The sequence below is a fragment of the Streptomyces physcomitrii genome, assembly GCF_012273655.1.
In the GTDB taxonomy this organism is placed as follows: domain Bacteria; phylum Actinomycetota; class Actinomycetes; order Streptomycetales; family Streptomycetaceae; genus Streptomyces; species Streptomyces physcomitrii.
The window spans coordinates 111,534-122,743 of sequence record NZ_JAAWWP010000016.1; the positions used below are offsets into that span (position 1 = coordinate 111,534).

The 11,210-nt window shown below is 74.3% G+C and carries 10 protein-coding genes; all 10 read right to left on the reverse strand.

Annotated features, from left to right (window positions below; translation table 11 throughout):
* Nucleotide 1: 1 nt before the first annotated feature.
* The 10 genes from HFV08_RS23475 to HFV08_RS23520 are packed head-to-tail and all read right to left on the reverse strand — an operon-like array spanning nucleotide 2 to nucleotide 11,200.
* Nucleotides 2-1,372 (reverse strand): AMP-binding protein, encoded by a 1,371-nt coding sequence (locus HFV08_RS23475; protein ID WP_246341961.1) that lies wholly within the window; start codon nucleotides 1,370-1,372, stop codon nucleotides 2-4.
* A 49-nt stretch (nucleotides 1,373-1,421) separates the two neighbouring features.
* Nucleotides 1,422-2,453, reverse strand: coding sequence for a tetratricopeptide repeat protein (locus HFV08_RS23480; protein WP_168542139.1), 1,032 nt, complete (start codon nucleotides 2,451-2,453; stop codon nucleotides 1,422-1,424).
* 31 nt (nucleotides 2,454-2,484) lie between these two features.
* Nucleotides 2,485-3,675 (reverse strand): acyltransferase, encoded by a 1,191-nt coding sequence (locus HFV08_RS23485; RefSeq protein WP_168542141.1) that lies wholly within the window; start codon nucleotides 3,673-3,675, stop codon nucleotides 2,485-2,487.
* 23 nt (nucleotides 3,676-3,698) lie between these two features.
* Nucleotides 3,699-4,883, reverse strand: coding sequence for a class I SAM-dependent methyltransferase (locus HFV08_RS23490; RefSeq protein WP_168542143.1), 1,185 nt, complete (start codon nucleotides 4,881-4,883; stop codon nucleotides 3,699-3,701).
* Nucleotides 4,880-5,614, reverse strand: coding sequence for a class I SAM-dependent methyltransferase (locus HFV08_RS23495; protein ID WP_168542145.1), 735 nt, complete (start codon nucleotides 5,612-5,614; stop codon nucleotides 4,880-4,882). The genes HFV08_RS23490 and HFV08_RS23495 overlap by 4 nt, the downstream gene beginning before the upstream one ends.
* Entirely contained in the window at nucleotides 5,607-6,674 is a 1,068-nt protein-coding gene (locus HFV08_RS23500; protein WP_168542147.1) for a phosphopantetheine-binding protein, read from the reverse strand. Before HFV08_RS23500 ends, HFV08_RS23495 begins: the two co-directional genes overlap by 8 nt.
* Nucleotides 6,671-7,678 (reverse strand): hypothetical protein, encoded by a 1,008-nt coding sequence (locus HFV08_RS23505; protein ID WP_168542149.1) that lies wholly within the window; start codon nucleotides 7,676-7,678, stop codon nucleotides 6,671-6,673. The genes HFV08_RS23500 and HFV08_RS23505 overlap by 4 nt, the downstream gene beginning before the upstream one ends.
* 41 nt (nucleotides 7,679-7,719) lie before the next feature.
* Nucleotides 7,720-8,958, reverse strand: coding sequence for a nucleotidyltransferase family protein (locus HFV08_RS23510; RefSeq protein WP_168542151.1), 1,239 nt, complete (start codon nucleotides 8,956-8,958; stop codon nucleotides 7,720-7,722).
* Nucleotides 8,955-9,758: a hypothetical protein gene (locus HFV08_RS23515; RefSeq protein WP_168542153.1), complete on the reverse strand. Its 804-nt coding sequence runs from the start codon at nucleotides 9,756-9,758 to the stop codon at nucleotides 8,955-8,957. Before HFV08_RS23515 ends, HFV08_RS23510 begins: the two co-directional genes overlap by 4 nt.
* A 23-nt stretch (nucleotides 9,759-9,781) precedes the next feature.
* A complete protein-coding gene (locus HFV08_RS23520; protein ID WP_168542155.1) occupies nucleotides 9,782-11,200 on the reverse strand; it encodes a UDP binding domain-containing protein in 1,419 nt (472 codons plus the stop codon).
* Nucleotides 11,201-11,210: the final 10 nt, after the last annotated feature.

Genomic DNA, 11,210 nt, shown 5'->3' on the forward strand with positions numbered 1-11,210 from the left:
CTCACCGGACATCTCCGTCCTGGGTGCTCAGCAGCCGCTTCTGCACCTTGCCCAGCCCGTTGCGCGGCAGGGCGGCGACCAGCCGGATCTCGGCGGGTCGCTTGTAGTCCGTGAGCAGCCCGGCGAGATGGCGGCGCAGGGCGCGCACCTCGGTGCTGCCCGGTTCGGTGAGGACGACCCAGGCGGCGACCCGTTCGCCGAGCACCTCGTCGGGGAGCCCGGTGACCGCGGCCTCGGCGACCGCGGGGTGGGCGAGCAGCGCTGCCTCGACTTCTCCGGCCCCGACCCGGAAGCCGGACGTCTTGATCAGGTCGGTGCTGCGGCGGCCGAGCAGCCGCAGCGAGCCGCTGTCGTCGAAGCGCCCCAGGTCCCCGGTGGCGAACCAGCCCCCCGCGTCGAAGGCGGGCGGGCCGTCGAGGTAGCCGCTGAAGAGCTGCGGCCCCCGGACGTGGATCTCCTGGAATCCGCTGTCCTGCACCTCGCGCAGGTCGATCTGCACCCCGGGCAGCGGCGGTCCGACGGCCTCGGCGCTGCGCCGCGCCCCGAGCGGGGGCGAGGTGACCACCAGGGTCTCCGTCATGGCGTAGCGGTTGAGCACCTGGTGGCCGCTGAGCGCCTCGATCCGGGCGAAGGCCTCCGCGGAGAGCGCGGCGGCGCCCGAGACAAGCAGCCGGGCGCCCTTGAGCGCCCGCAGGTGTTCGTCGGAGCTGAGCGTCCACATCGTCGGTACCGCGAAGTAGAGGCTTCCGCCCTGCTGGGGCCGCAGTCCGCCGGGGCTGTAGTGCAGGGGCGAGCCGATCCGCAGGGGGCCGAGGCCGCCGAAGACGAGCCCGTGCACATGGAAGAAGGGGAGGGAGTGCACCAGCACGTCCGAGGGGTTCCACTCCCAGGCGTCGCCGAGCATGTCGAGATTGGCGGCGACGGCCCGCCGGGACAGCACCACCCCCTTGGGCGGGCCGGTCGATCCGGAGGTGTAGAGGATGAGGGCGGGGTCCTCGTCGGCAGCGGGCGCCGCGGGCAGCGGACCGCGGGCGGCCAGGTCGACCTGGCCGATCACCAGGTCCGCCTTGCTGTCGGACAGCAGATGCCGCTTCTCCTCCTCGCCGGCGTCCGGGTTCACCGGCACGGCTGCCGCCCCGGCGGCGAGCACACCGGCGACCGCCACCAGAGTGGAGAGTTCGGGCCCGGCCTCGACGGCGACCCGCCGGGCGCCGGCGACCCTCGCGGCCACGGCGCCGACGGCACCGGCGAGTTCGTCTCCTTGCAGCGACTGGGTCCCGCAGCGCAGCGCCGCCCGGCCCTCGTAGAGCGCGGGGAGAAGGCTGTCTCGGGCGGACGCTGTCGCCTCGGCCCTGTTCGGGTCGGACATCATGGGCGGACTTCCGATCTGTGGCGTGGACGGAACACGGTGCGGGGGCCGGTCATTCGGGGCCGGATCTGCTCAGCAGGTCTCCGTCCCGGCCGAGCGCGTACGCGACCGCCTCCTCGGTGGCGAGCGCGTGCCCCCAGGCCCAGTGCGTACGAAACGGGCCGGCGCCCAGGGCGGTGCGCGCCCGGGCGATGTCCCCGGCGACCCGCTCCCGTACGGCGGGCGGCACTTCGGCCCCGAGCCGGTCGCGGATGCCGGTGGCGGCCGCGAAGAGCCGCACCGCGTCCTCGGTGCGGCCTGCCCCCGCGAGCGCCAGGGCGACACCCTCCAACGACTCGGAGACGCCGGGGAGTTCGTCCATCTCCAGGAGGACGGGCAGGGCGTCGGCGTGCCGTGCCACTGCCTCCCGGTACTCGCCCCTGCTCTGGGCGATCTCACCGATGCCCTGGAGCGCCTCGGTGAGTCCGTGCCCGTAGCCGCTCGCGCGCCAGATGGCCACGCACCGCCCGAACAGCTCCCGCGCCCGCTCCAGGTCGCCGAGTTCCTGACGGGCCATCGCCAGGGAGTGCGCGGCCGCCGCTACGGCGTCCTCGTCGCCGAGTTCCTCGAAGAGGGCCAGGCAGCGTTCGAGGGGCGCGCAGGCGGGCGGGTAGTCCCGCTGCGCCACCAGCGCGGCGCCGATGCCGTGCAGGCACTCCGCCTCCACGAGGGGTTCACCCGCGGCGGCCGCCAGGTCCCTGCCCTCGCTGTCCAGGCGGTGGGCCCGGGCGAAGTCCTCCCGGGTGAGCGCCAGCAGAGCCAGGTTGTGGAGCACCGAGGCGCGGGTGGCCGCGTCCTCCGGCTGCTCAAGGGCGGGCAGGGCCGCGAGGAACAGGGCTTCCGGGACGTCCGTCTCCCCCTCGTACAGCGCGTCGACCGCCACCTGGAGCAGCGGGGGGACACCGGCGTGGGGAACGCCGCCGCCGTCGGCGAGACGGGCGGCCTGCCGGGCGAGGTCGAGGAAGCGGTCCGTGCGGTCGGCGGCGTGGGCGGCCGCTGCCCTGCCGAGCACCGTGCCGAGGCCGTCCGGTGGCGTGGTGGTCATGGGGTCTCCCATCGGTTCGGGGAAGGGCGGTTCAGCCGCCCGGCACGGCCGATGCCAGCCGGGCGAAGGCCGAGGGAGTCACCGCGGTGAAACAGGTGCTGTCCCCGCAGGGCATCGCATGGCGGCGCAGCTGGTCGCGCAGGTCCTGGACGAGTGCGGAATCCCGGCCCCGCAGGCGGCCCGAGCGCAGTTCGAAGACGGTGAGCGGCGAGCCGTCCCCGGTGCGGAGGTCCGGACGGTCCTCCACCGTCACGAGCGCCAGCGGTTCCGCGCGCGGCAGCGGCGGCGGTGCGCCGTGGGGCAGCAGAACGGCCCGCAGTTCCTCGGAACCGTCGGCGAGGGCGACGCGCAGCTCCGCCGCCTCCGGGTCCCCCGCCTCCTCGGTGACGGCGCAGCCCTTCCACCTCAGCTCGCGCAGCCAGGTCCGCAGTACCTCGCGCACCGCCAGGTCGGCCGCGTCCCCGGTGACCGCCGTGCCGTCCAACTGCTTCTTGACCTTGGCGGGCACCCCTCCCACCAGGACGTCGCCCGGTACCGGACCGGTGACGACGGAGCCCGCCGCGACCATGGTGTTGTCGCCGATGGTCACTCCGGGCAGCAGGGTGACCTGGAAGCCGAGCCATACGTTCCGTCCGACGTGGACCGGTGCGTAGGCCGGTGCGACGCCGATCAGCGGGCCGTGGCCGAAGTGGTATCCGTGCGTCCACACGGCCAGATAGGAACCGGTGCCGACGTTGTCGCCCAGCACGATGCCGTGGTTGGCGTTGAGGATCGTGTGCTGCCCGACGGTGACCCGGTCACCGATCCGCACGGTGGCCGTGGACGTGGTCGTGCCGCCGTAGCCCACGCTCGTGCCGTCTCCCAGGTAGAGGAGGTTCCCGGCGGTGAAATCGCGGCACAGGATGTCCACGCCCGCGGAGACACGGGCCGCCCGCCCCGTCCACAGCCGCTCGGCGACCAGGGCGCGCACCCCCGCCGCGACCTCCGAGCCGGTGCCGAGCACGAGCGAGGAGGCGCGCAGGTCCGTGCCGGCTCCGATCCTGACGCCGTCGGCGAGGTCCACCTCGTCCCCCACGAGGACGGCGTCGTCACCGAGGTGTACGCCGCTGCCGATCCTCAACCGCCCGGCCCGTACGCGGACGTTGCGACCGACCACGCAGTCCGCGGGCACGGTGTCCAGGCTCTGTTCGGTGAGGTCGGAAACCGGCGAGAGGGTGTTCACGGTGTCTCCTTCGGGAGGGGGTGTCAGAGCCAGCGGGGCGGGAGGTCGAGCAGGACCCGTTCGCGTACGAGTCCTTCGAGCCGGGGGGAGGAGTCCATGGCGATGTCCGTGCCGATGCCCTCGGGGCGGCGCAGGCCGCGGAGGTAGGGCCAGGGCTCGACGTACTCGTCCTCGAACTTGGCGTTCGGCCACCTGGGAGCCGCGCCGTGCAGCAGGGGGTTGGCCCGCAGGGGCGTGCCCGGGGCCGGCAGGACGAGACGGGCGGACAGGCCCGGCGGTGTCCCGGGACCGCAGGCGAAGGCCAACGCGTCGGCCTCGCGCAGCGCCTTCCGGTCCGCGGGCCGGGGAGGCAGGCCGGTGAGCGCGGCGGTGGTCAGCGCGGCGTCGTCGTAGGAGGTCCCGGGGCCGAGGAGGGCCTGGTACTCCTCGGCGGTGAGCGGCAGTCCGGGGGAGTGGTTGGGCCGGTCCGCGTTGTGCGCGTGGCCCACCAGCAGCGTCCCCGCCGGGCACAGGCGCCGCATCTGGGCCAGGACATGGGACTTGCCGCGGAAGTAGTGGAAGGAGTCGTGGCTGAGGACCACGTCCGCGGAGTCCCCGGCGAGGGGGAAGGGGTCCTCGGTGTCGCAGCAGACCAGCCGGGCCCGGGGGCACACGTACCGCCGGGCCAGCCACAGCATGGAGAAGACCAGGTCGGCCCCGGTGGTGCCGTCTCCGTCCCGCTCCCGGCTCCAGGCCCGCAGGAAGTGGCCCGCCCCGCAGCCGATCTCGCTGAGGCGGGCGCCCGCCGGGGCGTGCGCCTCCAGCAGCGCGAGTCCGCTGAGGTAGGTGGGCAGCGACCAGCGGTGCAGCAGATAGGGGGCCATGCCGCCGTAGTCGAGGAGTTCCATCGCCCGCCGCGCGGTGCCGGGGCGGACCACCGCGGCCCGCACCGCGTCCGGCCGCACCGGGGGGATCGAGGCGTCCTTGCGGTCGCCGAGCAGCACGACGAGCGCGGTGACGGGGTCCTCGCACAGCAGCGCGGACACGGCCGCCTCGCGCACGGCCTCCCGGCCGGTGCGCAGATAGGGGATGGTGTCGAGGCACGGCCACAGGCGGTCCCCGTCGGTGAGCAGACCGGGCCGGTACGGGCGCAGCGGGCGCCTGTTGACGGGGCTGCGCAGAGCGCTCAGCCAGGGCGCCTCCACCTCCAGGACCACCGGGGCGTTCACGGGCGGATCTCCAGGAGCGCGAAGGGCAGGGCGACTCCGGAGGCGTTCATCAGCACGGTCCTTCCGTCCAGGACGGCGGGCCTGGTGGCCAGCGGATCGGTGACCCCGTCGCCGGGGCCGCCCGCCTCGTCCGGGGGTGTGTAGTCGTGGAAGGCGAACCGGTGACCGGCCGCGCTCAGGCGCCTCGCGAAGGAGTGCCGCGCGTGGACGTTCCAGCCGCAGGTCCACTCCGAGGGCGTCCCGCCGGAGACCCGCAACCGCACCAGCGCGTCCACCGGACTCGGGTTGAAGGGGCCGAAGACCAGGGCGCGGCCGCCCTCCGCGACGAGCGCGAGGAGGTTCTCCAGCCAGGGGTCGAGCGTGTCGAAGTGGCTGTGCAGCGTCAGCATCGTCACCACGGAGAAGCGCTCACGCGGCAAGGACCCGGCATCGGTGATGTCACCCACCGAGAAGGAGGCCTCCGGTACCTGCCGCCGCGCGTGGGCGACGAGTTCGGGCAGCACGTCCAGGCCCGAGCAGCGTACGGCCGGTCTGCGGGTGCTCAGGTAGTGGAGGAAGGCGCCGTTGGCGCTGCCGACGTCGAGCAGCCCGTGTTCGGTGGACTCCGCCCCCCGGAAGGCGTGTGCTGCCACGAACGGGAAGTAGGGGCGGTGGTGCAGGCCCGCGGGCCGCTCCAGGTACCGCAGGTCCAGCGGGCGGGCGCCGTTCTCCGCGCCGGGCAGCTCACGCACGGGCGCGGCTCCCGTCGGCCGGTTCGCCGAGCCAGTCCGCGACGGCGTGCGCCAGGGCCTTGTCGGCGATGATCTCGTCGTGCGAGGCGTCGACGGTCACGACGAGTGGAGGCCGGCCGCAGACGGCCGACCAGTCGGCCACCGTCTGCGCCAGGTCCGGGCGGCCCTTCGCGAGCACGAGCCGGTGCCGCACCGGGGAGGGGCCGGGCCGGTAGCGGCACAGCGCCCACTCCCCCTTCGCGCTGATCCGGCAGAGCTGGGTGAGCCAGTCCTCGTACGACTCCTCGGGCAGGGCGCCCACCGGGGACCGCCGGGCGAGGGCCGCCCGCCACCTCTCGGGGTGCGCCTGCGGTTCCTCGGCCACCTCGGGGGCGATGCCGAGCCGCCGCGCGAGCACCTGGGCGTAGGAGGGGCGGCTCACGGTGGGGTGCAGCGCCGGCGGGTCCACCAGCAGGGCAGGGGCCGTCGGCAGGCCCGCGCGCAGGCGCAGCAGTACCGTCTCGTGGGCCACAAACGCTCCGGAGGAGTAGCCCGCGATGTGGGTCACGCCCTCCGAGGACAGCAGCGCGTGGTGGTGTGCCGCGCCGGCCGTGAACTCCCGCGGGACCAGCGGGGCGTAGGGGGACAGGTCCCAGTCGGTGTCGCGGACGCCGAGGAAGTGCGCGTAGGGGACCAGGGCCGCGAGCGCGTGCAGGAACATCACCTCGCCTCCGGCGGCGTGTATCCACGCCGAGGCGGGCGCCGTCCCGGCGGGAGGGGCCTCGGTCGCGGCGAGGCGCACCAGCGGTACGGACCGGGCCGCGCCGCCTCTGACCGCCCGGACGAAGTCGGCGAACACCGGGTTCTCCATGAGCAGGCTGAGCGGATACCGCTGTGCCAGGCTGCGGCGCAGCCGGCTCATGACCTGGGCGGCGGCCACCGAGGTGCCGCCCGCCTCGAAGAAGTCGGTGCCGCGGGTGAGGTGTTCGGTGAGCAGCAGGGGGCGCCAGGCGTCGAGAACGGCGAGTTCCCAGCTGTCCACCGGGTCGAGGGTCCGCCCGGCGGCAGGAGCGCGGCTCACCGGCTCGCCTCCCGCTGCCGGAGGGATCCGCCGCCGGGTGCGCTGAGGACCGTGCCGTGCCCCGCGAGCCATCCGCGGCGGCCCGAGTCGGGGATGACGGACGTACCGTCCACGCTGTCGTAGGGAATGTGCGCGGCACCCGCCAGCAACTGGTCCCACAGGGGCACTGCCACCCCCGACCGGGCCACCGCCTCGCGGAACGGACCCCAGGCCAGACGCCGCCCGTCGAGGACCCCCGCCAGCGTGGTGAGGAGCCGGGCGCGGGCCCGTTCGGCGTCTTCCCCGCGAAGGGGCGCCTCCTGCTCCAGCCTCGCGATGATCCGGGTGACGGCCCGGCGCCCGTCGAGGTCCGGCGCCTCGGCCGCGGGCAGGGGCGGCAGCGGCGTCGTCCGCGTTCCGGTGCCGAGCGCGGTGAAGAGCGCGCGCCGCTGCTCGGCGGGGAGCAGGATCGCCGTCTCCCGCAGGATGTCGGCGGGTTCGTCCGCCACGTGGACGAAGGTGAGCACCCTGTTGGGGGAGTGCAGCGCGCTGCGCAGCTCACCGCCGCTGCGTTCGGCGGGGTGCCCGGAGCCCTTGACCGCGGAAAGCCGTACCGGCGCGGGGAGTTCGATGGTCCCGGCCCGCTCGCGGAAGGCGACCAGCAGGGAGGGGCCGCTGGAGAGCAGGGTGGTCATCAGGGCGGTGCGGTCCGGGGAGGCGCCGCCCCACTGGTGCTGCCACATCAGGGCCGCGGTCCGCCCGGTGAAGCGGGCCTCCGCCGCGAAGACGGGTTCGAGGCCGAGCCGTGCGATGTAGGCGAGACCCGCCGCGACCCGCTGCGCGAACAGGGCGTCGGGACGGAAGACGGTGAGGGCGCTGCGCTGCAGTGTCCAGGCGGCGCGGTCACCGAGGGCCTCGGTGGCGCTCTGCCAGCCCTGCCCGGCGCAGGGCTCGGCCGCGTACACCGCGCGTTTGACGGGTTGACTGGTCAGTTGCCGCCACTCGGCGGCGGAGGGGGAGAGCACGGGGTCACCTGTGGTGCGCACAGCGGGCCTTTCGTACGGGGTCAGTCGCCCTGGCCGGAGACGGGGGAGGGGGCGTGCAGCCATGACGGGTCGAAGTGCGGTACGTACAGCAGCAGATAGGTGCCGACCGGGGTGGTGGCGTAGGTGCGCCCCGAGCGGGTCCGGTAGGCGACCTCGGTGCCCTCGGCGCAGCGGTCGCCGACGCGCACCCCCCAGACGGGGAGCCCGGCGGCCAGCACGGACCGCCCGGGGAGATGGTCGAGCAGCCAGCGCTCACCGGCGGAGCCGAGCGGTTCGGCCTTGCGCCGCTGCAAGGTCTGCAGGACACCCGCCGCGACCGCGGGCGGCCGGGAGGCCAGGCTCGCCGCCCGGCGCAGCCGCTGTGCCGAGGCCCGCCACGGCCGCCCGGGGGCGGGCAGCAGCGCGTCGTCGACCAGTCCGTAGCCGCGCAGGCGGCGGGTGAGGGTGTGCCACTGCCGGCCCAGGCCGAGCGCGTCCACCTCCCGCGCCAGCGCCGGGACGCCCTCCTCGGTGATCTCCACGAGCAGCAGGGAGGCGTCGAGCAGATCGCGTGCCCGCCAGTCCCGTTCGAAGCCCTCCTCCAGCAGGGCCAGCAGCTGCCGGGCCGGGCCGGTGCGGCGCACCCCGGGCGGATCGGAGACCGGGCGGACCCGCCAGGGCCGGCCGGTGGTCTCCATGGAGACGAGCTCGACCGCCTGATGGTCGAGAAGCAGTTCGTCGTGGGAGGGCCGCACCATGTTCAGGGCGACATCGACACCGCGCTCGGTGCCCTGGAAGGCCAGGGAGTCCGGCTGCCACCCCTGGTCCCGCAGGTGCCCCGCGGCCTCCCAGACCTGCCGCGGAGTGCGGGCCACCAGATCCACGTCGGTGGAGTCGCGAAGCCAGCCCGGCGGGTAGAGGCGGCCGATCTCCGGCCCCTTCATCCGGCGCAGTTCCGGTACGGCGCGGGTCAACTCGCCCACCAGGCCCCCGTAGCGCTGCTCCTGTTCCCGCCAGAAGGAGACCTCGTAGGCGAGCCCGGGGGTGAGCGGATAGCCCTCGGTGAGCAGGGCGCTGGCGAGGACGATCCGCAGCTTGTGCCGCGAGGCGTACCGGAAGACCGCCATCCAGCTCGGCTCGTGGGAGCGCTCCACGGCACGCAGCAGGTCCGCCAGGTACTCGCTGCTCAGCTCGCGGAAGTCCGCGCCGTCCTCGGCCGCGGTGACCTCCTCGGCCGCGGTGCCCTGCTCCTCGGCCATCAGGCCCTCCTCCGCCGTCATGACGTGGTCACCCACAGCGCGAAGAGCGGCGCCCACCCGGCGCGCAGCAGACCGTCGTGGAGCCGGTCGGCCTTCCCCTCCTCGTCCTCGATCACATTGCCGCGCACACCTGCGGCGCTCCGGGCGATGCGGTCGAACATGGCACGGGTCAGCGCGGCCGTCATCGCGCGCTCCTCGAACTCGGGGAGGACATGGACATCGATCAGGTCGTGGAAGAGAGCGCCGGTCACCTCGTCCGGGGCGGGGTCGGTCCAGGTGATGTGGCCGATCTCGCCTCCCGCCGCCTCGGCCACCAGACCGTGCAGCGCCCCTGGGCCGGTGAACCGCACCGTCTCCTCCAGATAGGCGTCGACGGCCCGGGGGTCGCGCACCGCGCCGTGGTAGCCGTCGAGCATGGCCCGCCGCATCATCGACTTCACGAAGGGCACGCTCCCCGCGTCCGCGGGGACCAGCCGGATTCCCGGCGGAGGCTCGGCGGACGGGGGGCCCTCGGTGCGCGCCACATAGCGCACCAGCCTGCGGAACGGCTTCTCCGGGACGGCGCCCGCCTGGGCCTCCACGCGCAGCAGGACCCGGTCCGCCTCACCGGCCGCGAGCAGGTCCTCGGCCAACTCGCCTCCCATGACGGCGAATTCGTGCGCGGGGACGTAGAGGTCCTGGGAGTCGAGCACCGGGTCGTAGGAGGGGAAGGCGACGAACTGCTCCGCGCCCCGGGCGTACGCCGCCCCGTGGTCCGCGTAGTGGCGGGCCCGCTCCGCGCTGAGCGGTCCGGACCGGAGCAGTCCGTCGGCCTCGGTCACCGCACGGATCTCCCGGCCCCCGGTCATCCGGGCCGCCCGGGCAGCGGGGAGGGTGCCGCTGTGCCGGTCTCCGCGCCGAGCGCCCTCGGCCGCAGCCAGGCGGGATGGCCCGCCTGCCGGTACACGACGTGTTCGGGCCAGGCCCGGCCGGCCAGCACGCCCTGGTTGTCCAGGACCACCAGCTCGCCCTCCCGGGGCTCGGTGAGCAGGCTGAGGTACGCCTCCTCGCGGAACTCCGCGTGGTCCGTCACGATCAGCACCGCCCGGGCCGCCCGGACCGCCTCCGGCAGCCGGGAGAGGGCGACCTCGGCGCCCAGCACCCGGTTGATCTCCTCGGCGCTGTAGAGAGGGTCGAAGACCCCGAAGGGAACGCCCAGTTGGGCCAGGCGGGCACTGATACCGACCGTGGGGCTGAGGGTGGACACCTTGATGTCGCCCTTGTACGCGAGTCCCAGGATGACGACCGGTCCGCGCAGGGCGACGGCGTCGGCCACCACGGAACGCATCCGCATGTCCGTCTCCACGGCCTGCGAGAGCAGGGTCAGCTCCTCGGCGTGCTCGGTCCCGGCGAGGAGATAGCGGCTGCCGAGGGGGACGCAGTAGCCGCCGGTGCCGAAGGAGGGATGGAAGGTGCCGATGTTCCACTTCGTACCGGCCAGGCGCAGGACCTCCACCATGTCCACATCGGGGTAGGCGAGGGTCAGTTGGTTGCCGAGGGTGATCTCCAGGTGCCGGTAGGCGTTCTCCACGCACTTCACCAGCTCGCCCTCGATATGGCTCGGGGCGCGGTGCAGCGTGTCGCACATCAGCGAGAGGACCGCGTACGCGGCTTCCGCCGACCGGCCGCCCACTCCGGAGTAGACGCGGTCCAGGTCGCGCAGACCGTAGCCCTCGGCGATGAACCAGTCGCGGCGCGGGGCCAGGGCGAGCAGCAGATCACGGTCCGCGGCGAGGCCGTTGGCGTGCAGCAGGGGCAGCAGCAGCGTCTCGACGGTGCCGGGGGTGAGCGTGGACTCGACGATCACCAGCGGGGGGCGGGCCTTCGGGCGTGCGGCGGTGGCCTCGACGATCGCGGTGAGGACGTCCACCAGGTCCCGGGAGTGCGGGCGGGCGCCGCGTTCGGTGGGGACGGCGACGAAGTGCACGGCCACATCCGGCGCGAGCGCCTCCGCGCGGTCGTCGGTGAGCGTCGCCGCGGGCGTACCGACAGGGTCCTCGGTGTCCGCGGCGCCCGCGGCGCGCAGCGCGGCCACCCGCTCGCCGCTGATGTCGTACCCGACGACGCGCACCTTCTCCGCCCTCAGGGCCTCGAAGGTGGAGAAGCCGATGTAGCCCATTCCCCACACCGACACGGCGCACCGGCCGCTGAGGAGGTCCGAGCGGTATTCCTCCGGGCTCCGGCCGGTCTGCGGAACCTGTTGGTCTGTGGAGGCAGCAGTCATGGGGGTCTTC